The sequence below is a fragment of the Epibacterium sp. MM17-32 genome, from assembly GCF_022348205.1.
Lineage (GTDB): Bacteria > Pseudomonadota > Alphaproteobacteria > Rhodobacterales > Rhodobacteraceae > Epibacterium.
In genome coordinates this window covers 493,484-518,279 of record NZ_JAKRFC010000002.1, presented here as the reverse complement: position 1 = coordinate 518,279, position 24,796 = coordinate 493,484, and the positions used below count along the sequence as shown (strand labels likewise).

The following is a 24,796-nucleotide window of genomic DNA, read 5'->3' as shown; positions in this document are numbered from 1 at the left end:
CTCAGCCGCGCTGGGCGATCAAGGCGCGGAACTCCTCCAGCCGGGTTTCCATCGCATCAAAGCGCTGGGCGAGGGCCTCGTCCACGGTATCGCGTTCCTTGAGCGAGAGCACAAAGCTCACGGTTTTCAGCACGTCGCGCCAGCGCGGGTTGTCGGGCAGGGTCTCGATCAGCAGGTATTTGTCGAGCGTGCGGGTCTGCAGGGATGTCTTGTCGAGGTTCACGCGCCAGATGCCACTGGTCTCGGCAAAGTCGATCTTGCCCTTGCCGGTCGCGGCGCTCCAGATCTCCAGCGAGTCCGACATCAGCGCCACGATGGTTTCGCGGTAGCTGTCACCGGGCGCGGCGCTGGCGTCTTCGGTGGTATCTTCTGTAATCAAGGAAGGCAGCGAGGTGTCGACCACGTCACGCAGAGAGTGCACGAATTGCGCGCGCGGGGTCTGCGCCTGTGTAAACAGCACTGCACGCCCGCCGCCCGCTTCGGGGAGCATGGCAAACAGGCTGACCTGATGCGAGGTCCCACGCAGGGTGATCTCCATGTGGATCGGCTCGTCCTCCACTTCTGTTTGTTCGAGCGGGGCCAGAACCTCCGGCGGCAGAACCTCCTTCAGGCGACTGCGGTTCACCGTCACGCGCTGGTCGAGAACCTGTTGCGCGGCGTCATTGACGTAGGTGACCACACCACGGGCATTGATGCAGATCAGCCCGTCCTCCAGCGTGTCGAGCAATTGTGTCATCCGGCGCTGCGACAGGCGCAGGGCGTCCTCGATCTGGATACGACGCTCGATTTCCTCTTTCAGCTCGCGGTTTTCCTCGGCCCGGCTGCGGGCGCGGCTGGCCTCAAGAAGGGTGCGAATGCGGCTCAACAGCTCGTCTTTGACAAAGGGTTTCACCACATAATCATTGGCGCCTGCCTCAAATCCCGCAAGCATATCGCTGGTGCGCCCGCGCGCGGTGAGCAGAATGATCGGCAGTTCATGCAACCCGTGGCGGCGGCGCAGATCCCGCGCCACATCAAGCCCGCTGAGACCCGCCATCATCACATCCAGCACGATCAGATCAGGCGGGTCCTGCGCAACATTGCGCAGCGCTTCTGTCCCGTTGCGCGCGGTGGTGACACGGTAACCTTGCGGTTGCAGCACGTTTTGCAGCACTTGCAGGTTGATCGGCTCATCATCCACGGCAAGGATCATCGGCGACCCATCCGGTGCGGCCGGGCTGGTGTTGCCTGTCTCGGACTGCATCATCGGGGCCGGGGCAAGTTGCGTCGGCAGCCCGTCCTCAGGCGGCGCGATCGCCGGCAGGTCGGATTGCGGTAAGAGCACCCGGAATTCCGATCCTTCGCCGGGGGTGCTTGAGACCTCGATGCTGCCCGACATCAGATCCGCCAGATGGCGCGCAATGGTAAGCCCCAGACCGGTGCCCGTGGTCTGACCTGACCCTTCGGGCATCAGCTGTTCCAGCGGGTGAAAGATCCGCTCCATGCTATCGGCAGCAATTCCGGGGCCATGATCGCGGATCGCAAGTGCCATCTGCCCCGAGGCACGCTGCTCTGCGGTGATATGCACCTCGCTGCCGCCGCCATATTTCACCGCATTTGACAGCAGGTTGAACAGGATCTGCTCAAACCGCACCGGGTCCGCAGTGACGGCGGGCAGATCCTCGGGCAGGTCGAGGTGGAATTTGGCCGGATCCACCTGAAACGTCGGCTGCAACAATTGCAGCACGTTGCGCAGCGCATGGGCGACATCCACGGGCTGTAAATCCAGCCGCATGCGGCCCTCACGAATGCGGTAAATGTCCAGAAGATCATCCACCAGACGCGACAGGCGCCGCGCGCTGAAGGTAATCAGACGCAGCTGGCTCGCCTGTGCGGGCAGCATGTCGCCCATGGCGCCGCCTTCCAGCGTTTCCAGAATGCCGATGATCCCGTTTAGCGGCGTACGTAATTCGTGCGAGGTATTGGCAAGGAAGCGGTCCTTCATCCGGTCCGCTTCTTCGAGTTTGGCGTTCTTTTCGCCGATCTGGCGCAGGTTTTCCTGAAGCTCGGCGTTCTTGTCGCGGATCATGTCGAGCTGATCGCGCAAGGCGCGCCGCATCTGGTTCACGGCGCGCGAAAGGCGGGCATATTCCACCGGGTGGTCGTATTCCGGTAGCGCTTCGTTCAGGCTGCCGGTGGCGACCGCGCTGGCGGCCTCTGAAAGGCGCCGCACCGGGCGGGTCAGTGCGTTGGAAAACAGAAAGGACAATACCCCAAGCCCCGCAACAGCCACCGCCCCGATCAGGAACAGCGCGTTGCGCAACTGGCGGCTGGTGGCAAAGGCCGTGTCCCGGTCGGCCTCGGCGACGACCGTCCATTCGGGAAACGGCGGGTCCAGCACCCGCCAGGCCGACAGGGACGGGTCCCCCGAGAGACCTGCCTCCAGCAGGGCGACCCCATCCGCCCCGGTCATCGCATCTGGCATATCTCCGGGCGTGGGCCCGCCACTGGAGGCAATGACCGTCCCTTGCGACGACAACACCGTCAGGGCGGTTTCGCTCTCGATCATCAGCCGTTGCAGGCTGTTGGGCGGCATGCGCAGGATCATCGCGCCCTTGTTGCTGCCATGCAGGCGCACCGGCACCGCCAGATAGGCCACGAGATCCCCGGTGACCGCATCCAATGCGTAGTCCTGAAACACCGGATCATACCCCGGCTGGCTCACCGCGCGACTATAGGCTTGCCCCAAACCAACAGTGCCCGGGTCCAGCATGCGCCCAAGATAGCGGTCCTTGTGCACCGAATAGACCACCTGACCGTGACGATCCGCGAGATAGAGATTGTCGAATTCGGCCTCGTTCAAAAAGTCGAGAAACCCCGCGTGAAAGCGGCGATGGGTATTGGAATACTCCAGCGCCTCGCGCAGCAGCCGATCCTCGCTGCCGATACCGGACGGGGGCGCCGCCGGGCCATCAATATCGAAAATATTGCGCAGCTTGGCGCCAGCTTCCTCGGGGGTGCCGTCCATCTGCCGCAGCGCATGGCTAAAGCCATAAAACTCACCCACGGAGTAGCGCACATTGGCAGACTGGGCGAGGTTTTCGGCCTGCCTGCGGGCATAGGTCATATACTGCGTGATTTCGCTGGCCTTGGCATCACGCACAAAGGCCACCTTCTGAAAGGTCTCGGTGGCGATGGTCTGATTGACCAGCCGATAGAACACCATGCCGCCCAGCGTCAGCGGCAGAACCGACGCAAGAAGAAAGGTAAACAGCAGGCGCGCACGAATTCCCTGTAGCGGCACGGTGGCTCCGGTTTTTCTGGTTTTGTTGCGCGTGATCCTGCGGTTTGCGGCCCGCCGAAGCAAGAGCACCGGCCGAAAACGCGATGCCTGTGTATCGGCAAGCGAACTCTCTAACAGATTGGTCTGGCTGTATAATTGCGATACGTGAAAACGGCGCGCGCGGCGTTTTGACGAAATTTCCGATTTTTCGGGTACCATTGGAGGCGCAGCGCGGACTTCATTGTGGGACATCCCCGGCGTTTGGTGAGGAGACCAAATGCCGCCATGAATTCTATCATGGGCCACCTGTCGCAAGGCGGCATCAGGCGGATGAACACGAGGCGGGGCAAACCCGTCATCACAGGGAGATAGAAAATGAAATTCACTGCTACCGCCGGGCTGCTGGCCTCGGTTGCGCTCTGGACCACCGCTGCTCAGGCAGAGGAAACCGTGCTGAGTGCGCTGCCGGAACAGGTCACCGCATGGGTGGAGAACTTCAACCCGTTCAACCAGACCACTGCCGCGCCCTCGGTCATGCACTTCATGTACGAGCCGCTGATTATTTTTAACGCGCTGGATGGCGGCAAACCGATTTACCGTCTGGCGACCGCATTTGAATATTCCGAGGATCTCAGCACCATCACCGTGACCCTGCGTGAGGGCGTCCAGTGGTCCGATGGCGAGGCGTTCACCGCCGATGACGTGGTCAAATCCTTCGATCTGGCGCTGAGCGATCCGGCGCTCGATAGCGTGGGCATGGCGCAGATGCTCTCTGGCGTCGAAAAAATCGACGAGATGACGGTGAAGTTCAACCTCTCCACCCCTTCCAGTCAGGCAATGTATCAGATCGTGCGCGTGCCGATCGTGCCGGAACACATCTGGAGCGGAGTTGCAGACCCCGTCACCTTTACCAACCCTGATCCGGTTGGCTCTGGTCCGCTGACGGAAATCCGCCGCTTCACGCCGCAAGAATACATCCAGTGCCGCAATGACAATTATTGGGACGCCGAGAGCCTCAAGGTCGACTGCATGCGTTTCCCGCAGATCGCCAACAACGATCAGGCGCTGGCAGCCGCAGCCAATGGCGAGCTGGACTGGATGGGGTCTTTCCTGCCCGATATCGAGAACACCTATGTTGCCAAGGACCCGGAGCATCACAGCTACTGGCTGCCCGCAGGCTCCCTTGTTGCGTTCTACATGAACTTTGAGGCCAAAGAAGCCGGCGACAAAGAAGCGATCAACGATGTTGCCTTCCGCCGTGCGGTGTCGATGGCGTTTGACCGCGAGGCGATGGTTGAAATCGCAGGCTACGGCTATCCAACCATCAACCAGTATCCGTCCGGACTGGGCCGCGCCTACCACGCGTGGAACAACCCCGAGGTGGAAGACAAGTTCGGCGCCTTCACACGGTACGATATCGAGGGGGCAAAGGCGCAGCTGGCCGAGGCCGGGTTCAAGGATGTCGATGGTGACGGCTTTGTCGAGACCCCAAGCGGTGAGCAGATCGACATCGAAGTTATCGTGCCCAATGGCTGGACTGACTGGGTCAACAGCAGCCAGATTGCGGTCGAGGGCCTGAATGCAGCTGGCATCAAGGCCAATGTCTCAACCCCCGAGTCCGCGATCTGGACCGAAAAGCTGATCAAGGGCGACTACGACATGGCGATCAATTCTGTTCGTGTCGGTGCGACCCCCTTCAACCAGTATCTGGACTCGCTGCATGAGATCAATCAAGCCAAATCGCGCTTTGCCGCGTCGCGCTACTACAATAAAGAGCTGAGCGGCCTGCTGGATGCCTTCACACAGACCAGCGATACCGACAAGCAGATGGCGATCATCGCCGATGTGCAAAAAATCGTCGGTGAAGACATGCCGCTGGCCTATGTGTTCAACAATCCGCGTTGGTATCAGTACAACACCAAGCGTTTTGAAGGCTTCTTTAATGCCGACAACCCGGTGGCCAACCCGGTGGTTCACAAGACCAATCCGGCCCGTCTGATCCACCTCCTGAACCTGCGCCCGGTCGAATAATTCCTCCCCGACCTTCGGGACCGCTCATCTGAGGGGCGGTCCCGCTTTTGGCGCCACACTCCCCCTCCCGACAGATGGTTTGACCTGATGCGTTTTCTTTTGAAGCGGCTCGGCTTTTATGCCGTTGCCTTTTTGGTGGCCGCGACCTTCAACTTCATGATCCCGCGCCTGTTGCCCGGCAACCCGGCGGATATCATGCTGGCGAACTCCGGTGGCATGATCGCACCCGAAGCGCGCGAGGCGCTGATGGCCACCTTTGGGTTCATCGACGCGCCGCTGCATGAACAGTATTTCGCCTATCTCGGCTCGATTTTTACCTGGGACTTTGGGCTGTCGATCAAGTTCTACCCGATGCCGGTTGCCGATGTGCTGACACAGGCGTTGCCGTGGACCTTGTTCCTGACCGGCTCGGCCCTGTTGATTTCCTTTTCCATCGGCACGCTTCTTGGTGTGCTTGCGGCATGGCGGCGCGGGCAGCTTACGGATGTGATCGCCTCGCCCACCGCGTTGGCGCTGCAATCGGTGCCCGCTGTCGTGGTCGCACTTTGTGGGCTTTATTTCCTTGCGGTGCGCAACCGTTTCTTTCCGACTTCCTATGCCTTTGATCCCAAGCTCGACCCGGCGTGGAGCTGGGAGTTCCTCTCTTCCGTGGCCTATCACGGATTTTTGCCGGTGGTGACGCTGAGCGTGGTGCTGATCGGCGGCTACCTCATTACCATGCGCAACAACATGATCGGGCAGCTGGGGGAGGACTACCTCGCCATGGCCGAAGCCAAGGGGCTGAGCGATGCCCGCGTGCGCTATGCCTATGCCGCCCGCAACGCGCTGCTGCCCTCGGTCACTGCGCTGGCGCTCAGTTTCGGGGCGCTGTTTGGTGGCTCGCTGATCACCGAGGTGGTGTTCAACTACCCCGGTGTGGGCAACCTTTTGTACCTTGGCATCGTCGGGCGGGACTTCCCGCTGATCCAGGGCCAGCTCCTCATCATGACACTCGCCATGCTGCTCGCGAACCTCGCGGTGGATCTGGCCTATGTCTTCCTTGACCCCAGACTGAAGAGGGCCTGATGTCAGATCTCCTCCGTACCTTCCTGCGCAACCGCAAGGCCGCTATCGGGCTTGCTATCGTGCTGGCCTATGTGGCGATTGCTTTGGCCGCGCCTTTGCTTGCCCCTTTTGATCCCATCGCCCGCGTAGGGCGTCCGCATCAGGCCCCCTCGGCCGAGCATTGGCTGGGCACCACCCGCATGGGGCGCGATGTGTTCAGCCAGTTGATCTGGGGCACCCGCACCTCCTTGATGGTGGGGATTGTTGCCGGGCTGATCGTGACCGCCATCGGCACCTTCATCGGCATCACCGCCGCATATTTCGGCGGTCTTGTGGATGATGTGCTGAACTTTCTCACCAATGTGGTGCTGGTGCTGCCGCAATTGCCGCTTTTGCTGGTTCTGGCTGCGTTCCTCGGTCAGGTCGGGCCTTGGGCGATTGCGCTGATTATTGGCCTGACCTCTTGGGCGTGGGGTGCGCGCGTCACCCGTGCGCAGGCGATGTCGCTGAAAACCCGCGACTTCATTCAGGCCTCCGCGATGATTGGCGAGCCCACATGGCGGATGATCCTTGTGGAGATGCTGCCAAACCTTCTGTCGATCATCGGTTTCAACTTCATCGGCTCTGTCATCTTCACCATCATCACCGAGGCGACGCTGGAATTCCTCGGCCTTGGCAGCCCCTTGGCCCTGTCTTGGGGCACCATGCTTTACAATGCGCAGACCGCATCGGCGATCATGGTTGGCGCCTGGTGGGAGGTTCTGGCCCCTTGTGCCGCCATCGTCCTGATCGGCGTGGGCCTGTCGCTGATGAACTTCGGCGTGGACGAGATCGCAAACCCGCGCATGCGCACCCTTGGCAATGTCGCCAAGGCGCTCCGGATCGAAAAGCGCCTGTTGCGCCAACGGATGCAGGAGGCCAGCCAATGAGCGCGCTTCTCTCTGTCGACGGCTTGCGGGTCGACTACCTGACCGCAGGCGAACCCTTCACCGCTGTTCGGGACATTTCGTTTGAGATCCAGCCCAATGAGATCCTCGGTCTGGCGGGCGAGTCCGGCTGTGGCAAGAGCACGGTGGCCTATGCCCTGATGCGCCTGCACAAACCTCCGGCATTGGTGCGCCGCGGACGCATCCTGTTTGAGGGGCGCGATGTTTTGTCGTTCTCCGACAAGGATTTGCGCGCGTGGCGCTGGTCCGAAGTCTCCATGGTGTTTCAAAGTGCGATGAACTCGCTCAGCCCGGTGATGACGATCTTTCGCCAGTTCTACGACATGCTGCGCGCGCACGGTCCGATCACCAAGGCGGACGCACAGGATCGCACCGCCCATATGCTGGAGATGGTCGGCATCCCGGCGGATCGCATGCATTCACATCCGCATCAGCTGTCGGGGGGGATGCGGCAGCGGGTGGCGCTTGCCCTTGCGCTCACCTTGCACCCCAAACTCATCATCATGGATGAGCCAACGACGGCGCTCGATGTGGTGGTGCAGCGCGAGATCCTGCAAGAGGTGCTGCGGCTGAAGGATGAACTGGGGTTTTCGGTTCTGTTCATCACTCACGACATTGCCCTGATGGCGCAGATCTCGGACCGCATCGGCATCATGCGCGCGGGCGAGATTGTCGAGATCGGCACGGCCGCGCAGATCGTGACCAACCCGAGCCACGACTACACCCGCAGCCTGTGGGAGGCGATGCCGATCCTTGCCAAACGCCCGGAAGGAGCGCGTCATGCTGTCTGAAACCCCGATCCTCAGCCTTGATAACCTCAGCAAGACCTTCACCTTACGCCCTGCCTTCGGCCGCGCAACCAAGGTGCATGCGCTGCGCAATGTCTCGCTCGATCTGATGCCGGGCCGTGCGCTGGCACTGGTGGGCGAGAGCGGCTCTGGCAAAAGCACCGTGGGCCGGATGATTGTTGGCCACCATACGCCGACCTCGGGCCGCATCCTGTTTGAGGGCCAGGACATCGCAGAGCTGACCACACGCGCCGATCAGATGCGCTACCGGCAAGCAGTGCAGATGGTGTTTCAGGATCCGTTTTCGGCGCTCAACCCCGCGCATACGATCCGCCACCACCTGCTGCGCGCCCTGTCGCTGCACCAGCCAGAGGCCGATCCCGAAACCGCCCTGCGCATGATCCTTGAGGATGTCGAGTTGGACCCGATCTCGACACCCGCAAAGTTCCCGCACGAACTGTCGGGCGGGCAGCGCCAGCGGGTGAATTTCGCCCGCGCATTGGCGGTCAAGGCGCGTCTGATCGTGGCGGATGAGCCGACCTCGATGCTCGATGTGTCGATCCGCAAGTCCATCCTCGGGCTGATGCAGCGCCTGAAGGACGAACACGGGCTGTCGCTCCTGTACATCACCCACGATATCGCCACCGCCGAGTATCTCGCCGAAGACACGGCGGTGATGTTTCGCGGTCAGGTGGTCGAGAAAGGCCCCACCGCAGAGGTCGTGGGCGCGCCGCAACATGGGTATACGAAACTGCTGCGCGCGGCGGTTCCCGACCCAGAGCTACGCCTCACCGGCAGCGATGCGGGCTTTGCCGCCGAGGCACGCCGGGTGCGGGACCTCAGCGCGCATCCCGTCCGTGCCTTGCAGGAGGTGGGCCCCGGCCACCTCATCGCCGAACACGCGGAGGCCGCCCATGCCTGATATGTTGGTGCCGCTCTATCGTCTGCCGCCGGTGCCCAATCTGGTGGACGGTCTCACGATCCGTCCTGCACTGCCGTTTGAATCGCATGTCCTGCTGGAATTCGTGGGTCGGCATTTCAGTCCCAAATGGGTGGATGAGTGCACGGTGGCATTGGCGGCGCGCCCGGCGCGGGTTCTGATCGCGACCGAAGGCAAGCGCCTCTTGGGGTTTGCTTGTTATGACGTCACCTGTCGCGGCTTTTTTGGTCCCACCGGCGTCGACCCGCAGGCCCGCGGCAAGGGGCTTGGCAAGGCGCTTCTGCTCGCTGCACTGCATCGCCTCCATGACGAAGGATTTGCCTATGGCATCATCGGTCAGGCCGGGCCGGTGGAATTTTATCAGCAGGTCTGCGGCGCGGTGGCGATCCCGGACTCTGATGAGGGCGTCTTTGCGCGCGCCCTTGTCTGACATCCTCTGACACATACAACCAACAGGATCATCTCAAATGCATTTCCACCTCGACAGCCTGTGGCACGCCGAAGAGGGCGCGATGGAGTTCGCGCTGACCAATTGCGGCGACACGCCGGTTGCAAATCCGCGCCTTGTCTACGCCACCCTGACGCGCTGCCTGCGTCCCTCGCGCTGCACGGGGGCGCGGCTGATACGGCGGCAGGCGAATTTTCACGAGTATGCCTCTGACGCGGGCTTTGTGCTGCAACCGGGCGAGACGTGGCGGTTCACCGAGTTCAACCTCACCCGTCCGGCGCTGCATTCCAATGAGGGGCCAAAATCTGCCGGAGTCTTGCTGGACGACGGAACCCTTGTCCCGGCCTTTGCGGGGGATTTGCAGGCCTCCGCGGCGGTTGCAGATACAAATGCATCGCAAAATGCGGCTCTAACATGTGGGATTTTGCCCGCACCTCAGCAAATCGCCATTACGGAGTGGTGCGCCACGGCCCCCGTCCATCTGGCACTTCGGACCGATGATGTCGCGGTCATGCAGAGCGTGTCACAGGTGGCAGACCTGACCCGCCGCCTGCATCCACTGGCACCGACCCCCTTTGTGCTGATCGCCAAGGATGACGTCCCGCAGCTGACCGTTGAGGCGGATCAGACGCTGGGCGAGGAGGCCTATCGGATCACCTGGGCAGAGGGTGAAGCCACGCTCTGCCATGGCGCAGGGCAGGGGCTGCTTTACGGTCTGATTACGCTGGCGCAGGTGCTGACCAATGCCCATGCGCAGCCCGCGCGCTACGGTGTGCCCCGCAGTGGGCAGATCGAGGATGCCCCCCGCCACGGCTGGCGCGGCGCGCATCTGGATGTCTCGCGCCAGTTCTACCCGCTGGATCAGGTGCTGCGCTACGTGGACATTCTGGCGTGGCACAAGATGAACCGCTTTCATTGGCATCTGACCGATGACGAAGGCTGGCGGCTGGAGATCAAGGCCTATCCGCAACTCACCGAGACGGCCGCGCATACCGGGATGGACCTGCCGGTGCTGCCGCAGCTTGGCGCCGATATGACGGGGCAGGGTGGGTACTACACGCAGGACGAGGCGCGACAGGTGGTGAAACATGCGGCCGGATTGGGCGTCGAGGTTATGCCGGAGATTGATGTTCCGGGGCACTGCGCCTGTGTGCTGGGGGCCTTGCCAGACCTCGTCGATCAAGAAGAACCCGAGAGCTACTGGTCGGTGCAGGGCTTTGGCAACAACGCGCTGAACCCGGCCATTGAGGGGTCTTATACCTTTGCCGAAACCGTGCTGGCCGAGGTCTGCGAAATCTTCCCGTTTGAGGTCGTGCATGTGGGCGGTGACGAGGTGGCCGAGGGCGCATGGATGCAATCGCCCAAGGCAAAGGCGATGATGCGCGAAACCGGCCTGAAGGACACGCCGGAACTGCAGGCCTATTTCCTGCGCCACATTCAGAACTTCCTCATCGGACTGGGCCGCAAGCTTGGCGGCTGGGAGGAGGTCGCCCATGGCGGTGGTCTGGACCCCGCGCACAGCCTGCTGTTTGCATGGACCACCATCGAGAAAACCGCTGAGCTGGCGCAAGAGGGCTACGACGTCGTCAGCACGCCGGGGCAGGCCTATTACCTCGATATGGCGCTGTCGGATGCATGGTATGCGCCGGGGGCCAGCTGGGCCGGGTTCACCCCGCTCGCCAAGACCTATGCGTTTGAGGCCGATAACGGAGATGCGGCTCTAATTGGGCGTTTGAAGGGTGTTCAGGCCTGCGTCTGGAGCGAGCATCTGACCACGATGGCACGCCGCAACCACATGATCTTTCCCCGCCTCAGCGCCATTGCCGAGGCTGGGTGGAGCACAGCGGAAAACAAGGACTACGACAGGTTCACAGCGCTCGCGGACCTGATGCCGCGCCTCTGAGCCACCAAACAGAGCAGCGGCCTCGGGGACACTCCGGGGCCGTTTTTATCCCAACCCTGGAAAGACCGAGGTGTTCTTCACCGTGCTGTAGACAAAGCTGGTGTCGATCGAGGCAATGCCCCCGATGGGGTGGATGCGGTTGCGGATGAAATCCTCATAGGCGTCCAGATCGGCCACCACCACCCGCAGCTGGTAATCCGTGGCCCCGGTCAGGATGTGACACTCCAGCACCTCGTCGATCATATGGACGCGGCGCTCGAAATTCTTCACGTCCTCCTCATTGTGGCGCTCCAGTTTGATGCGCACAAACACCGTGATCGGCAGCCCATAGGCCCGCGCATCCACATCGGCGCTGTAGCCCCGGATCACACCGGCGGCCTCAAGGTTCTTGACCCGGCGCAGGCAGGGCGAGGGCGAGAGGTTCACCGCGTCCGCAAGGTCCTGATTGGTCATCCGACCGTTGGCCTGAAGCACGCGGATAATCTGGCGATCTTTGCTGTCCATAACGCTATCCATTGGCAGAATCTGCCAACATGATCTTTGATGTTGGTATCTTTTGCAATCTAACGCCTCGCACGGGGGCGCATCATGGCGGACAAATGAGGAAGGAGACCCCCAGATGTCCGACGCCAAAGGCTTTGCCACCCGTGCCATCCACCACGCCTATGACCCGATGCAGAACGAGGGCGCGCTGACGCCGCCGGTGCATTTGACCTCGACCTTTGTGTTCGAGAACGCCGAAGCCGGGGGCGAAATGTTCGCGGGCGAGCGTGAGGGACATATCTACAGCCGGATCTCGAACCCGACTTGCGCCCTGCTGGAACAGCGCATCGCCACGCTCGAGGGGGCCGAGGCCGGTCTGGCACTGGCAAGCGGCATGGGCGCGGTGACGGCGATCCTCTGGACGCTCCTCAGCCCCGGTGACGAGGTTATCGTCGACAAGACGCTCTATGGCTGCACCTTTGCCTATATGCGCCACGGGTTGTCGAAATGGGGGGTCACCATCACCCATGTGGACATGACCGATGCGGACGCCCTGCGTGCCGCCATCAGTGACAAGACCCGCGTGGTCTATTTCGAGACCCCCGCCAACCCCAATATGCGGCTGGTGGACATCAAGCTGGCCTCTGAGATTGCCCATTCCGTGGGTGCGCGTGTGGTGGTGGACAACACCTATGCGACACCTTACCTGACCCGCCCGATCGAGTTGGGCGCGGATCTGGTGCTGCATTCGGCGACCAAATACCTTGGTGGTCACGGCGATGTGGTCGCAGGGCTTGTGGCGGGCAGTGCCGAGCTTTTGACCGAAATCCGCCTTGTCGGCATGAAGGACATGACCGGCGCGGTGATGGCGCCCTTTAACGCGATGCTGATCATGCGCGGGCTGAAGACGCTGGCGCTTCGGATGGACCGTCACTGTGCCTCGGCGCAGACCGTCGCGGAGTGGCTCGAGGCCCAGCCCGGCGTCGCCAAGGTCTATTTCCCCGGCCTGCAGAGCTTTGAACAGCACGAGATCGCCAAGGCGCAGATGGCGCAGCCCGGTGGCATGATCGCCTTTGAACTCGAAGGCGGCATGGAGGCTGGCATCAGTCTGATGAACCGCCTGCAAATGATCCAGCGCGCGGTGTCGCTTGGCGATGCGGAGACGCTGATCCAGCACCCGGCCTCGATGACCCATTCCACCTACACGCCCGAAGAACGCGCCGAACATGGCATCAGCGACGGGCTTGTGCGCTTGTCGGTGGGGCTGGAAGAGGTCTCTGACATTCTGGATGATCTGCATCAGGCGCTGTCGCCCGAGATGCGGCAGGCGGCAGAGTAAGGGGGCGAGATGTCCGACCAGATCCAGCACCTGAAAACGGTGGAGCAGCGGCTGTTGTGGCTGTCCCATTGGATGATCCACAACGCCAACCACCTGCGCGCCAAGGAAGATGGCATCAAGATCGGCGGCCATCAGGCGTCCTCGGCGTCGATGGTGTCGATCATGACCGCGCTCTATTTCTCGGCGCTTCGCCCCGAGGACCGGGCGGCGGTCAAACCGCATGCCTCGCCCATTTTCCACGCTATGCAATACCTGATGGGCCATCAAAGCCGCGAGAAGATGGAGAATTTCCGCGGCTATGGCGGCGTGCAGAGCTACCCGAGCCGCACCAAGGACATTGACGATGTGGACTTCTCCACCGGCTCTGTGGGCCTTGGCGTGGGGATCACCGCGCTTGCGTCGATGGTGCTGGATTTCATCACGGCCAAGGACTGGGGTGCCGAGGTCAATCAGGGCCGCATGGTGGCGCTTGTGGGCGATGCGGAGCTTGATGAGGGCAATATCTACGAGGTCTTGCAGGAATGCTGGAAGAACGACCTGCGCAACACCTGGTGGATCATCGATTACAACCGCCAGAGCCTTGATGGCATCGTGCGCGAAGGTCTGTTTGGCCGGGTCGAGAAAATATTCGAGGCCTTCGGATGGGACGTGGTGCGCGTCAAATATGGCGCCCTGCAACGGGCCGCCTTTGAGGAACCCGGCGGCGCGGCCCTGCGCGACTGGATCGATGCTTGTCCGAACGTGGAATACTCCGCGCTGACCTATATGGGCGGGGCCAACTGGCGCAAACGGCTGATGGAGGATCTGGGCGATCAGGGCGCGGTCTCGGCACTGATCGACAAACGCAGCGACGCGGAGCTGGCGGCGCTGATGGAGAACCTCGGCGGCAATTGCGTGGAGACCATGGCGGACACATTCGCCGCCATCGACCACGATCGCCCGACCTGTTTCCTTGCGTATACGATCAAGGGCTGGGGCACGCCAATTGCGGGCCATAAGGACAACCACGGCGGCCTGATGACCAAGGCGCAAATGGCGGAGTGGCAGACCTATATGGGCGTCGCCGAGGGGCAGGAGTGGGAGCCGATGGCGACCGTTTCTGACACGGCGGGATTTCAGGCCTACCTCGATCAGGTGCCGTTTTTTGCCAAGGGCGCGCGGCGCTATTCGGACGCGCGGCTTTCGGTGCCAGCGGTGGCGGTGGACACAAGCCGCGAGATTTCGACGCAGATGGCCTTTGGCAAGATCCTCGACGATCTGGCGCGCGGCGACAGCGATCTGGCATCCCGGATCATGACCACCTCGCCGGATGTGACCGGCACCACGGGGCTTGGTCCATGGGTCAATCGGCGCAAGCTCTTTGCCCGCAAGGCACAGAAGGATGCGTTTATCGAGCATCGCATCCCGTCGACCGCCAAGTGGAACTTTGATCCGCAAGGCCAGCATGTCGAACTGGGCATCGCCGAGATGAACCTGTTCCTGCTTCTGGGCGCGGCGGGCCTGTCGCATAGCCTCTGGGGCAAGCGAGTGATCCCGATCGGCACGGTCTATGATCCCTTTGTGCACCGAGGTTTGGACGCGCTGAACTACGCTTGCTATCAGGATGCGCGGTTCATGATTGTCGGCACGCCCTCGGGGGTGACGCTGGCACCCGAAGGCGGCGCGCATCAATCCGTGGGCACGCCCCTCACGGGCATGGCGCAGGATGGGCTGGCGAGTTTTGAACCGGCCTTTGCTGATGAACTTGCGGTCATCATGGAATGGGCCTTCGACTATATGCAGCGCGATGGCGAAGGCGACCCGGACGAACGCACCTGGCTGCGGGATGAAACCGGGGGATCGGTCTATCTGCGGCTGACCACCAAACCGCTCGAACAGCTGGGGCCGCGGGTCGATGATGCCTTCCGTCAGGGCGCGATTGATGGTGCCTATTGGTTGCGCAAGCCGGGGCCGAATTGTTCGGTGGTGATCGCCTATCAGGGCGCGGTTGCGGATGAGGCGATTGCAGCGGCGGGTCTGGTTGGAGAGCATCGCCGCGATGTTGCGGTGCTGGCGGTGACCTCGGCGGACCGTCTCAATGCGGGCTGGACGGCGGCGCAGCGGGAACGGGCGCGCGGGAACCCGCAGGCCTTGTCGCATGTGGAGCGTCTCTTGGGCGAACTGCCCGCCCATTGCACCCTGATTACCGCGATTGATGGCCATCCGGCGACGCTCTCGTGGTTGGGGTCGGTTGCGGGGCATCGGGTGGTGTCGCATGGCGTTGAACACTTTGGCCAAACGGGCACCATCGGCGATCTTTACCGTCATTTTGGCCTCGACCGCCACAGCCTGGCGCGGTCGGTGGGTGAGCTGACCACGGGTGCGCGCCGTATTGCCGGCGGACAGGCGGGCTGAGACGCCGCCTACTGCAAGACGGCGCTGCTCCATTCGCGCAGGAACGCGGCCTTCTTGAAGGCGTCGAGATAGACCAGCAGCCCGGGCCCCATGCGGATACGACGCAGGGCCTGGGTGTCGTCGCTCCAGGCGTCTTCCTCCAGCACGGAAAACGCCCCGGGGGCCGCCTGCCACCCCTGCGAAATCAGGTGGTCGATCATCAGGCCCGCCAGTTCGGGCGCCTTGCTGTCGCGCGGAATGAAGGCGGTGCGCAGGGCCACCACGGTGTAATCCTGCGGCAGCAGAACAAGCACGTCATCCGTGTTGCTCTTCTCGCGCGCATAGCTGCCCAGCACGTTGTAGGCCATGGTCAACTCGCCGGAGGCCACATCGTCGATCATCTGGCTCGAACAGCAATAGAGCCGCACGCCGACCGATCCCATCACCTCGCTCAGCCTCCAGTAGGTGTCCGAGGTCCGCGCATCCTGCGTGGCATAGAGATACCCAAGCCCCGAGGTGCGGATGTCATAGGTGCCGACCTTGCCCTGGAACCGGTCGGGATGATCGCGGATCAAGGCAATCAGATCCTGCCGGTTGTCCGGCAAAGGCAAGCCATCCAGCGCCTTGCGCGACAGCACCACCGCCGCGGGTTCCTGGGTAAATGCAAACAGGTGTTCGCGCCAGCGGGCCCAGGCCGGCAGCCGCTGCGTCGCCAGAGAGCTGTAGGGCTGCGCCTTGCCGTCGTTCACCAGCTTGGTTTGCAGATCGGTTGCGATCGAGATCGCCAGATCCATGTCGACCGTGTCCCGGTCGAGTGCCTGCATCAATTCACCGGAACTGGCCACCGTGTACTCAACCCGCACATCCGGCAGGTTGCGCAGGAAATCCCGTAATGTCGGCTCGAAGAATTCCGCATCGCCGGTGGACAGGACACGCAGGACCCGGCGCGCGTCAGAGGGGCCGACGCTGATGTGGTTTTCGACCTCGAACGCAGGCAGCGGCGCCGCAAAGAGGCCGAGGATCAGGCCAAGGGAAACGACAAGCTTGCGCATGCACCACCTGTATCGCTGTGATTGGTGAGAAAGAGCCGTCCGCCATGGGCGCGGGCAACTTCATGTGCGATGGTCAGACCAAGACCGGACCCGACGACGGCATCCGTATTGCCGCCGCGCACAAACCTGCGCGTGAGGCGGCCCATATCGGCCTTTGGGAAACCTGCGCCCTCGTCCCGCACGGTGATCTCGGCGGTGGTGCCGCTGCGGCGGGCGCTGACGTGGACGATGCTGTCGGCGGGCGAATACTTGATCGCATTATCGAGCAGATTGAGCAGCGCGCTTTGCATCAGGATCGGATCCCCCTTCACCACCATTGCGGTGTCGGGCAGGGTGATCTCAAGGTCGATATCGCGCAGCTCCGCCAGCGGGCGCAGGCGCGACACCGCATCCCGGGCCAGGCGGGTCAGCTCCACATCTTCCATCTCCAGATGATCGGAGCGAAAGGAGACCATGGCGTGATCCAGCAACTGCCCGGCTGCGCGGCTGCTTTCGTCGATGGCGCGGATCATCTCGCGCACGGCCTGACGGTTCTCGGGCTTGTCGACCCGGCGCAGGGTGATTTCCGCCTGCGTGCGCACGGTGGTGAGCGGGGTGCGGACCCGATGCGCGGCCTCGGCGATCAGATCCTCCGACCGCGACAGCGAGGTCTTGAGACGGCTCATAAATCCATTGAGCGCGCCCACAAGGGATTCCATCTCCGCCGGCACCGGGGCCGAGACGGGCCGCAGATCCGAAAGGCCGCGCCGCGACACCGAGCCTGCCAATTGCCGCAGCGGCTGGATCGCGGATTGGGCGGCAAGGATGCCAAAGATCGCCGCGATCACAAAGAAACCGATGCCAAACCCGGCCACGGTCCGTGAAATCCCCGCCAATTGCTGACGCAGGCCATAGCGGGTCTGCGCGACGGTCACCTCAACAAAATCGGGCGTGCCGCTGACCGACAGACGCCGGGTGGCGGTGGCCATGCGGATTTCCTCGCCATCGTAGCGCGCGGTCTGGAACCGCGGGGCCAGATCGATGGCCGCCACCGGTTTTGGCAGATCCGGGTAGCCGGTGAGGAACTCCCCGTTGCGGGTGATGGCATAAAACACCCGATCATCGCTGATATTGCCGAGCATGGAAAAGGCGAAATAGGGAATATCCACGGTCAGCTCGCCGTTGCGCACGGAGGCGGAGTCGAGGATGGCGGTGACCGAGGCCGAGAGGATTTCATCCTGGCTTTGGCCCGCCAGATCACGGGTGTAGTTCCGCACCACGAAGAACACCAACGTTGCCAGAAGCGCCGCTCCGGTCAGCAGCTGAATGATCAGGCGTCGCCGAATGGAGCCGCGCAGCTGGATCGGCGTGCTCATGTCAGGCTCAGCCGGTAGCCGAGACCGCGCACGGTGACGATCTGTGCCTGCGCGCCTTCCAGATGTTTGCGCAGGCGTCCGACATAGACCTCGATCGCATTCTCCGAGGCATCGACATCGTAGGAAAACAGCCGGTCCACAAGTTTCGATTTGGAAAACACCTGATCGGGGGCGCAGATGAAGATCTCCAGCAGGCGCAGTTCCCGGTTGCGCAGGTGGATCTCGCGGTTGCCGACGGTCAGCGTGCAGGCCAGCGGATCAAAGCTGATGTCGCCGAGCCGGTGCACATTGCTGGCCCCGCCGCTCTGACGCCGCAGCACCGCCCGGCAGCGCGCTTCCAGCTCGGAAAAATCAAAGGGTTTGACGATATAGTCGTCAGCGCCAAGGTCCAGCACCCCGACCCGATCAGACACTTCGGATCGCGCCGTGAGGACAATCACGGGCGTGTCGCGGCGCGCGGCGCGATGAGATTGCAGAAAGTGCCGCCCGTCGCCGTCGGGCAGCATGATGTCCAGCAGGATCAGGTCGTATTCGGTGGTCGCGATGAAATCCTCCGCCGTGCCAAGATCGCCTGCGCGATCCACCACATGCCCGTCCAGGGTCAGACGTCCCACCACCGCGTTGGCAAGCTGGTCGTTATCTTCAACGAGTAAATAGCGCATGGCGGGGAAACTTTTGCCTCGTGTCAGGTTTGTGTCAGCTTGAACCGGGATATCCCGATTCATGAGCGTGCAATTGCGCGTTTGTCAAATGGGAGGAACATTATGACATCTTTTGCGCTGGGTCGTCGGACCCTGATGGCTGCTGCTGCGGCCGCCCTGACCTTCGGCTCCCCGGCTATGGCCGAGCAGGTTCTCGACAAGGTTCACTTCCTGATCCCCGGCGGCGCCGGTGGTGGCTGGGACGGAACCGCGCGCGGCACCGGTGAGGCGCTGACCAAATCAGGCCTTGTGGGCACCGCATCCTATGAAAACATGTCCGGCGGTGGCGGTGGCAAGGCCATCGGGTATCTGATCGAGAATGCCGAGAGCCTGGATGACACGCTGATGGTGAACTCCACCCCCATCGTGATCCGCTCGCTGACCGGCGTGTTCCCGCATAACTTCCGTGACCTGACGCTGGTTGCCGGCACCATCGGGGACTACGCCGCCCTGGTTGTGGCCAAGGACAGCCCGATCGGCAATATGGAAGAATTCCTCGCGGCCTATCGCGAAGATCCGCGCGGCACCGCCGTGGGCGGTGGCTCGGTCCCGGGTGGCATGGATCACCTCGTTGCGGCCATGGTGATGCAGTCTGCGGGCGAAGATCCGACCGCGCTGAAATACATCCCCTATGACGCAGGCGGCAAGGCGATGGCAGCCCTCCTGTCGGGCGAGATCAAGGCGCTTTCCACCGGGTTCTCCGAGGCAATCGCACTGGCCGAAGCGGGCGAAGTCAAGATCCTCGGCGTGACCGCGGACGAGCGCGTCCCGGCCTATGACAGTGCCGCCACCATGAAAGAGCAGGGTCTGGAGACCACGTTCGTGAACTGGCGCGGGTTCTTTGGTGCGCCGGGCCTGTCGGAAGACAAGGTTGCCGCCTATCAGGACGTGCTGGCCAAGATGTATGACACCCCCGAGTGGGAAGACGTGCGCGCCCGCAACGGCTGGGTCAACATCCACAATTCCGGTGACGAGTTCAAAGCCTTCCTCGAAGGTCAGGAAAAGGTCATCGGCGACCTGATGAAGCAGCTGGGCTTCCTCTAATTTTCGAGCAGTGACGTCAGGTCCGGCACCAATCGCGGGTGCCGGACCCTTTCCCGTATCCCCAAACAGCAACAGGAGGAGATCATGGCGCTCGACCGTTGGATCGCGCTGATCATTCTCGGCATCGCTCTGGCCTATGGCTATGCGGCCTTTTTCACCATGGATCAGCTATTGCCGCCGTTCATGCAGCGAAACCCGATCTGGCCGAGCACCTTCCCCAAGGTTCTGGCCGTTCTGTCGATCTTGACCGCTGCGATTATCGTTCTGGGGCTGGAAAAACCCAGTGGCGAGGTCAAGACCCCGGACATCGATTACCGCCGCCTTGGCGACTACAACATCGGTCAGGCCGCGCTTCTGCTGGGGCTGATGGTCGCCTATGCGCTCTTGCTGCGTCCGGCGGGGTTCCTGTTGTCCACCTCCGGGTTCCTCATCGTCGGCGCGATGATCCTTGGCGAGCGCAAGCTGTGGATTCTGATCCCGGTTGCGGCCGTGGCGACGGGCATCGTCTGGTACCTCGTCGAGGGCGTGCTGGGCATCTTCTTGCGGCCCTTGCCGTTCTTTCTCGGATAATCGGAGGCTCAGATGCTCGAAGGTTTGATGATCGGCCTCTCTACGGCCTTTTCCGTTACAAATATTCTGATGGTGATCGGCGGCTGTCTGATCGGGACATTCATCGGGATGCTGCCGGGGCTTGGCCCCATGTCCATCATTGCGATCATGATCCCGGTCGCGATCACGCTGGGCGATCCCTCTGCGGCGCTGATCCTGCTGGCCGGGGTCTATTATGGCGCGATCTTCGGGGGCTCGACCTCGTCGATCCTGCTCAACGCGCCGGGGGTGGCGGGCACCGTGGCCTCCAGTTTCGATGGCTATCCGATGGCGCGCGCGGGCATGGCCGGCAAGGCGCTGACCATTGCGGCGATCTCGTCCTTCATGGGGGGCACCATCGGCGCGATCCTGTTGATGGTCTTTGCGCCGATGCTGTCGACGGTTGCCCTCCTGTTCCACTCGGCCGAGTATTTCGCACTGATGGTCGTGGGGCTGTCGGCAATCGCGGCCTTTGCGGGCACCGGCAATGTGGCCAAGGCGCTGATGATGACGCTTCTGGGGCTGATGATGGCCACGGTCGGCGAGGGCGCATTGTTCAACATGCCGCGCTTCACCATGGGGCTGATGGATCTGCAATCCGGGTTCAGCTTTATCACGCTGGCGATGGCGATGTTTGCCCTGCCCGAGGCGATCTTTCTGGTGATGAACCCCAAACGCTCCGCCCAGGGGGGCGAGGACGGTGGCAAGATCACCGGCCTGCGGATCTCCGGTCAGGAGGCGCGCAAGATCGCACCCGTGATCGGTCGCCAGTCCATCCAGGGCTTTTTTATCGGCGTGTTGCCCGGCGCGGGGGCGACGATCGCCTCCTTCCTCGGCTACGCGGTGGAGCGTAACATCGCCTCTGAGGAAGAGCAGAAAGAGTTCGGCAAAGGCGCCATCAAGGGGCTGGCCGCACCGGAGACCGCAAATAACGCGGCCTGTACCGGATCGTTTGTGCCGCTCCTGACGCTGGGTATTCCGGGGTCGGGCACCACGGCGATCCTGTTGGGGGCGTTGATTGCGCTCAACGTGACGCCGGGGCCGCGGCTGATGGTGGATAGCCCGCATATCTTCTGGGCGGTCATCATCTCGATGTATATCGGCAACCTCGTGCTCCTGGTGCTGAACCTGCCGCTCATCCCCTATATCGCCAAGGTTCTGTCGATCCCGCGCAACTATCTGATCCCGTTCATTTTGTTCTTCACCCTGATGGGGTCCTATATCGGACAGAACAACGCGACAGAGCTGTTGATCCTCGTGGGCTTTGGCATCTGTGCCACGGTGCTGCGGTTTGCGGATTATCCGCTGGCCCCTCTGCTCATCGGTTTCATTCTGGGGCGGATGCTGGAGGATAACTTTGCCCGTTCGATGCAGATCTATGACGGCATTTCCTTCATCCTTGATCGTCCGATGACACTGGGGCTGTTGGTGCTGGCCATACTGCTGGTGATCGTGCCGAGCTATCGTGCACGCCGTGCCCGCGCCCGTGCTGCCGGGGTGGCCGATGGGGATTAAACCGCTCTCCGGGGTTCGGGTTCTTGACCTGACCAATGTGCTTGCGGGGCCGTATTGCTGTTATCAGCTGGCCCTGCTCGGTGCAGAAGTCATCAAGGTCGAGCGCCCCGGCACCGGCGATCTGGCCCGCCAACTGGGTGCCGACCCGGAGCGGAATAAATCCCTGATGGGGGTGAGTTTTCTGGCGCAGAACGCGCAAAAGAAATCCGTAACCCTCGACATGAAACACGACCAAGGCAAGGCGCTGCTAAAGCGCCTTGTTCGCACATCTGACGTATTGGTTGAGAACTTCCGTCCCGGCGTGATGGACCGTCTTGGTCTGGGATACGAGGTCCTCAAGGCGGAAAATCCTAACATCATCTACTGCGCCATCAGCGGCTTTGGACAGGACGGTGCGTGGAAGGACAACCCCGCCTATGACCAGATCGTGCAGGGGATCAGCGGCGTGATGTCGATCACCGGCGATGGCGACAGCGCGCCGTTGCGGGTGGGCTACCCGCTCGCCGATACCGTGGGCGGCATGACCGCAGCCTTTGCGATCGCGGCGGCGCTCAACGACCCGGAGCGCGGCGCGTTTTTGGATATCTCCATGACAGAGGCGGTGATTTCCACCATGGGATGGGTGGTCTCCAACCACCTGATCGCAGGTCAAACCCCCGGCGCGCATGGCAATGAGAACATCACCTCCGCGCCCTCGGGCACCTTTGCCTGCGCGGATGGGCCGATCAATGTGGCCGCAAACCGGGATGAGCAATGGCAATCCATGGCGCGCCATCTCGGACGCGACGATCTTCTGGCGCATCCGGACTATGCCACCCGGGAGGATCGCAAACGCAACCGTCACATGCTGCGGGCAGAGCTGGAAAGTGTGCTGCGGACCCGGCCCGCTGCGGAATGGGTGGCCGAACTCAACGCGCTTGGCGTGCCCTCGGGGCCGGTGCTGACGGTGCCGCAAATTCTGAATGAGCCGCAAATCAAGGATCGTGGCCTGATTGCCGAGGTCGAAACCGAAGATGCGCCGCTATCGCTGGCGGGCGCGCCGGTGCGGTTTGGCACCCATCGCCCGGTTCCGGATCAAGCACCTCCTGCCTTGGGTGCGGATAATGACAGTATCTGGCAGGACATTGGCCTGAGCGCCGATGAGATCGAAACCCTGAGGCGGGAGCGCGTGATATGAGCGATGTGAGTGATTGGTGGCGCACGTCTATCATCGACATGGAACCGGGTCGCATCGACCTGCGGGGCACCCCCGTGCAGGATCTGATCGGCAACGTCAGCTTTGCCGAGATGATCTGGCTGATGGTGCGGGGCGACCGGCCGACACCGGCGCAGGCCCGCCTGTTTGAGGCCGCCTTGGTCTCGGCTGTGGATCATGGCCCGCAGGCCCCCTCGATCGCGGCGGCGCGGATGGCGGTCACCTGTGGGTTGCCCTTGAACAATGCGATGGCGACGGCGGTCAACATGTTGGGCGATGTGCATGGCGGCGCCGGGCAACAGGCGGTGGAGCTCTATCACCACGTCGATGCCCACGCGGGGGATCTAGCGGCGGCGCTGGCGGACTGGCGCGCAGAACATGGCAAGATCATCCCCGGTTTTGGTCATCGGTTCCACAAACCGACCGACCCGCGCGCGCCGCGTCTGATGGCGCTGGTGTCCGAGGCGGCAGAGGCGGGCGCGGTGCCAGGACGGTTCCAACACATCGGTCAAGTGATCGAGGCGCAGATCTCGGCGGAAAAGGGCACGGCCCTGCCGATGAACATCGACGGTGCAACAGCCGTGATCTATGCCGAACTGGGCTTTGCCCCGCCGCTGGCGCGCGGGCTATTCTGCCTGTCACGCTCGGTGGGCATCCTCTCCCACGCCTGGGAGCAGCAACAACAGGGGGGGCGCAACAAGGGGCCGACCCCGCCAAAATACAGATGGACGTATGACCCTACGTGATACATTTGGCCTGATCGGCGCGCTTGTCGTCGCCGTGTTGGGCACCTTGATTTTTGAAGCAATCGGATTTCCCTCCGCCCCCCTGACCGGATCGGCGGCGGCGGTGTCGCTGGCGGCGCTCTTTGGGGTGCCGATCAAGATGCCGGTGTGGCTCCGGACCACGGCCTTTGTGCTCTTGGGGATCAACATTGGCAGCAGCGTCACCCGCGACATGCTCGCCTCGGCGCTGGCGTGGCCGGTGACCATCGCAATCCTCGCGGTGAGCCTCTGTGTCTCGCTGCAGATCTGCCGTATCGGGCTTCAGCGCTGGATGCGGTTCAGCGCGCGGGATTCGGTTCTCGCCGCCGCGCCCGGCCATCTGAGCTATGTGCTGGCGCTGTCACTCAGTGAAAACGGACAGACCTCTCGCATCGCCATCGTACAAAGCATCCGCGTGCTGTTTCTGACGCTCTGTGTGCCGGTGCTGGTCTCGACGGTCTTTGGGGCGACGGGTGTGGAGCTGATGCCGGAGCATCCGCTGGCCCTGTGGCAACTGGCGCTTTTGGTGGGGGTCACGCTTGCGGTCGGTGCGGTGTTCGATCGTCTGAACGTGCCCGCCGCCTATCTGCTGGCTGGTATCTTTTGCAGCGCCGCCGGACATATCTTTGCGCTCACACCCGGGCGCCCACCGGAAGAGGCGACTTTTGTGGCGTTTCTGGTGATGGGCACCCTGATCGGCTCGCGTTTCGTCGGGCAAAAGCTCGCGGATCTGAAACTCGACTTTCTGGCGGGGCTGTGGGTCACGGGCGTCAATGTTGTGATCACCTTGATCGCCATCGGGGTCAGCATGCAGATCATGGGCCTGTCACCCGCGCTGTTGATCGTGGCCTTTGCGCCCGGCGGGGTCGAGGCCATGGCCGCCATTGCCGTCACGCTCGGGCTCGATCCTGCATTCGTCGCGGCGCATCACGTGATGCGGCTGATGATCCTGACGGTGCTGATGCCGCTGGCGCTCAGCCGTGCCAGACCCACCTGAAAAAGCCCCGGCGCGACTGACGCCGGG

The 24,796-nt window shown here is 62.5% G+C and carries 20 protein-coding genes; 15 read left to right on the top strand and 5 right to left on the bottom strand.

Going from position 1 to position 24,796, the window contains the following annotated elements; genetic code table 11:
* Position 1: 1 nt before the first annotated feature.
* Positions 2-3,283: a hybrid sensor histidine kinase/response regulator gene (locus MHM88_RS05460; protein WP_239360990.1), complete on the bottom strand. Its 3,282-nt coding sequence runs from the start codon at positions 3,281-3,283 to the stop codon at positions 2-4.
* Positions 3,284-3,637: 354 nt separating this feature from the next.
* Here MHM88_RS05460 and MHM88_RS05455 point away from each other — a divergent pair, with 354 nt between their 5' ends.
* From MHM88_RS05455 to MHM88_RS05425, 7 genes are all read left to right on the top strand, one after another.
* Positions 3,638-5,293 (top strand): ABC transporter substrate-binding protein, encoded by a 1,656-nt coding sequence (locus MHM88_RS05455; protein ID WP_239360987.1) that lies wholly within the window; start codon positions 3,638-3,640, stop codon positions 5,291-5,293.
* Between the two features lie 87 nt (positions 5,294-5,380).
* Positions 5,381-6,358 carry an ABC transporter permease gene (locus MHM88_RS05450; RefSeq protein ID WP_239360984.1) on the top strand — a complete coding sequence of 326 codons (978 nt, stop codon included), beginning with the start codon at positions 5,381-5,383 and terminating at the stop codon, positions 6,356-6,358.
* On the top strand, positions 6,358-7,266 hold the full coding sequence (locus MHM88_RS05445) for an ABC transporter permease (protein ID WP_005623685.1): 909 nt from the start codon (positions 6,358-6,360) through the stop codon (positions 7,264-7,266). The genes MHM88_RS05450 and MHM88_RS05445 overlap by 1 nt, the downstream gene beginning before the upstream one ends.
* Positions 7,263-8,075: an ABC transporter ATP-binding protein gene (locus MHM88_RS05440; protein ID WP_239360980.1), complete on the top strand. Its 813-nt coding sequence runs from the start codon at positions 7,263-7,265 to the stop codon at positions 8,073-8,075. Before MHM88_RS05445 ends, MHM88_RS05440 begins: the two co-directional genes overlap by 4 nt.
* Positions 8,065-8,994 carry an ATP-binding cassette domain-containing protein gene (locus MHM88_RS05435; RefSeq protein WP_239360970.1) on the top strand — a complete coding sequence of 310 codons (930 nt, stop codon included), beginning with the start codon at positions 8,065-8,067 and terminating at the stop codon, positions 8,992-8,994. The genes MHM88_RS05440 and MHM88_RS05435 overlap by 11 nt, the downstream gene beginning before the upstream one ends.
* A complete protein-coding gene (locus MHM88_RS05430) occupies positions 8,987-9,442 on the top strand; it encodes a GNAT family N-acetyltransferase (RefSeq protein ID WP_239360960.1) in 456 nt (151 codons plus the stop codon). The genes MHM88_RS05435 and MHM88_RS05430 overlap by 8 nt, the downstream gene beginning before the upstream one ends.
* Before the next feature lie 37 nt (positions 9,443-9,479).
* Positions 9,480-11,363 carry a beta-N-acetylhexosaminidase gene (locus MHM88_RS05425; RefSeq protein ID WP_239360934.1) on the top strand — a complete coding sequence of 628 codons (1,884 nt, stop codon included), beginning with the start codon at positions 9,480-9,482 and terminating at the stop codon, positions 11,361-11,363.
* A gap of 45 nt (positions 11,364-11,408) precedes the next feature.
* On the opposite strand, the gene MHM88_RS05420 is transcribed toward MHM88_RS05425, so the two are convergent.
* The gene (locus MHM88_RS05420) at positions 11,409-11,867 is read right to left on the bottom strand and encodes an Lrp/AsnC family transcriptional regulator (RefSeq protein ID WP_239360932.1); all 459 of its coding nucleotides are present in this window, start codon (positions 11,865-11,867) and stop codon (positions 11,409-11,411) included.
* Between the two features lie 115 nt (positions 11,868-11,982).
* Between MHM88_RS05420 and MHM88_RS05415 the strand changes: the two genes are divergently transcribed.
* Both MHM88_RS05415 and MHM88_RS05410 read left to right on the top strand, forming a co-directional pair.
* Complete coding sequence (locus MHM88_RS05415) at positions 11,983-13,185, top strand: methionine gamma-lyase (RefSeq protein ID WP_239318450.1); 1,203 nt, start codon at positions 11,983-11,985, stop codon at positions 13,183-13,185.
* Between the two features lie 9 nt (positions 13,186-13,194).
* Positions 13,195-15,579: a 1-deoxy-D-xylulose-5-phosphate synthase N-terminal domain-containing protein gene (locus MHM88_RS05410; RefSeq protein WP_239360921.1), complete on the top strand. Its 2,385-nt coding sequence runs from the start codon at positions 13,195-13,197 to the stop codon at positions 15,577-15,579.
* 8 nt (positions 15,580-15,587) lie between these two features.
* Here the strand turns inward: MHM88_RS05410 and MHM88_RS05405 are convergent, their stop codons facing one another.
* Genes MHM88_RS05405 through MHM88_RS05395 form a run of 3 tightly spaced genes read right to left on the bottom strand, consistent with a single transcriptional unit; the run spans position 15,588 to position 18,627 of the window.
* Complete coding sequence (locus tag MHM88_RS05405; protein ID WP_239360920.1) at positions 15,588-16,610, bottom strand: ABC transporter substrate-binding protein; 1,023 nt, start codon at positions 16,608-16,610, stop codon at positions 15,588-15,590.
* Positions 16,580-17,965 (bottom strand): sensor histidine kinase, encoded by a 1,386-nt coding sequence (locus MHM88_RS05400; protein WP_239360918.1) that lies wholly within the window; start codon positions 17,963-17,965, stop codon positions 16,580-16,582. Before MHM88_RS05400 ends, MHM88_RS05405 begins: the two co-directional genes overlap by 31 nt.
* Entirely contained in the window at positions 17,962-18,627 is a 666-nt protein-coding gene (locus tag MHM88_RS05395; protein WP_239318459.1) for a response regulator transcription factor, read from the bottom strand. The genes MHM88_RS05400 and MHM88_RS05395 overlap by 4 nt, the downstream gene beginning before the upstream one ends.
* A gap of 102 nt (positions 18,628-18,729) precedes the next feature.
* Here MHM88_RS05395 and MHM88_RS05390 point away from each other — a divergent pair, with 102 nt between their 5' ends.
* From MHM88_RS05390 to MHM88_RS05365, 6 genes are all read left to right on the top strand, one after another.
* Positions 18,730-19,710 (top strand): tripartite tricarboxylate transporter substrate binding protein, encoded by a 981-nt coding sequence (locus tag MHM88_RS05390; RefSeq protein WP_239318461.1) that lies wholly within the window; start codon positions 18,730-18,732, stop codon positions 19,708-19,710.
* An 84-nt stretch (positions 19,711-19,794) separates the two neighbouring features.
* Positions 19,795-20,280, top strand: a complete 486-nt coding sequence (locus MHM88_RS05385) for a tripartite tricarboxylate transporter TctB family protein (protein ID WP_239318463.1) — start codon at positions 19,795-19,797, stop codon at positions 20,278-20,280.
* 12 nt (positions 20,281-20,292) lie between these two features.
* Entirely contained in the window at positions 20,293-21,813 is a 1,521-nt protein-coding gene (locus MHM88_RS05380; RefSeq protein ID WP_239318465.1) for a tripartite tricarboxylate transporter permease, read from the top strand.
* Positions 21,803-22,990, top strand: a complete 1,188-nt coding sequence (locus tag MHM88_RS05375) for a CaiB/BaiF CoA-transferase family protein (protein WP_239360916.1) — start codon at positions 21,803-21,805, stop codon at positions 22,988-22,990. Before MHM88_RS05380 ends, MHM88_RS05375 begins: the two co-directional genes overlap by 11 nt.
* A complete protein-coding gene (locus MHM88_RS05370) occupies positions 22,987-23,754 on the top strand; it encodes a citryl-CoA lyase (RefSeq protein WP_239360901.1) in 768 nt (255 codons plus the stop codon). Before MHM88_RS05375 ends, MHM88_RS05370 begins: the two co-directional genes overlap by 4 nt.
* A complete protein-coding gene (locus MHM88_RS05365; RefSeq protein ID WP_239360899.1) occupies positions 23,741-24,769 on the top strand; it encodes an AbrB family transcriptional regulator in 1,029 nt (342 codons plus the stop codon). Before MHM88_RS05370 ends, MHM88_RS05365 begins: the two co-directional genes overlap by 14 nt.
* The last annotated feature ends 27 nt before the right edge of the window (positions 24,770-24,796 follow it).

Coding starts and splice junctions, on each gene's coding strand:
- MHM88_RS05455 (WP_239360987.1), top strand. CDS start 3,638: ATGAAATTCACTGCTACCGCCGGGCTGCTGGCCTCGGTTGCGCTCTGG.
- MHM88_RS05450 (WP_239360984.1), top strand. CDS start 5,381: ATGCGTTTTCTTTTGAAGCGGCTCGGCTTTTATGCCGTTGCCTTTTTG.
- MHM88_RS05445 (WP_005623685.1), top strand. CDS start 6,358: ATGTCAGATCTCCTCCGTACCTTCCTGCGCAACCGCAAGGCCGCTATC.
- MHM88_RS05440 (WP_239360980.1), top strand. CDS start 7,263: ATGAGCGCGCTTCTCTCTGTCGACGGCTTGCGGGTCGACTACCTGACC.
- MHM88_RS05435 (WP_239360970.1), top strand. CDS start 8,065: ATGCTGTCTGAAACCCCGATCCTCAGCCTTGATAACCTCAGCAAGACC.
- MHM88_RS05430 (WP_239360960.1), top strand. CDS start 8,987: ATGCCTGATATGTTGGTGCCGCTCTATCGTCTGCCGCCGGTGCCCAAT.
- MHM88_RS05425 (WP_239360934.1), top strand. CDS start 9,480: ATGCATTTCCACCTCGACAGCCTGTGGCACGCCGAAGAGGGCGCGATG.
- MHM88_RS05420 (WP_239360932.1), bottom strand. CDS start 11,867: ATGGACAGCAAAGATCGCCAGATTATCCGCGTGCTTCAGGCCAACGGT.
- MHM88_RS05415 (WP_239318450.1), top strand. CDS start 11,983: ATGTCCGACGCCAAAGGCTTTGCCACCCGTGCCATCCACCACGCCTAT.
- MHM88_RS05410 (WP_239360921.1), top strand. CDS start 13,195: ATGTCCGACCAGATCCAGCACCTGAAAACGGTGGAGCAGCGGCTGTTG.
- MHM88_RS05405 (WP_239360920.1), bottom strand. CDS start 16,610: ATGCGCAAGCTTGTCGTTTCCCTTGGCCTGATCCTCGGCCTCTTTGCG.
- MHM88_RS05400 (WP_239360918.1), bottom strand. CDS start 17,965: ATGAGCACGCCGATCCAGCTGCGCGGCTCCATTCGGCGACGCCTGATC.
- MHM88_RS05395 (WP_239318459.1), bottom strand. CDS start 18,627: ATGCGCTATTTACTCGTTGAAGATAACGACCAGCTTGCCAACGCGGTG.
- MHM88_RS05390 (WP_239318461.1), top strand. CDS start 18,730: ATGACATCTTTTGCGCTGGGTCGTCGGACCCTGATGGCTGCTGCTGCG.
- MHM88_RS05385 (WP_239318463.1), top strand. CDS start 19,795: ATGGCGCTCGACCGTTGGATCGCGCTGATCATTCTCGGCATCGCTCTG.
- MHM88_RS05380 (WP_239318465.1), top strand. CDS start 20,293: ATGCTCGAAGGTTTGATGATCGGCCTCTCTACGGCCTTTTCCGTTACA.
- MHM88_RS05375 (WP_239360916.1), top strand. CDS start 21,803: ATGGGGATTAAACCGCTCTCCGGGGTTCGGGTTCTTGACCTGACCAAT.
- MHM88_RS05370 (WP_239360901.1), top strand. CDS start 22,987: ATGAGCGATGTGAGTGATTGGTGGCGCACGTCTATCATCGACATGGAA.
- MHM88_RS05365 (WP_239360899.1), top strand. CDS start 23,741: ATGACCCTACGTGATACATTTGGCCTGATCGGCGCGCTTGTCGTCGCC.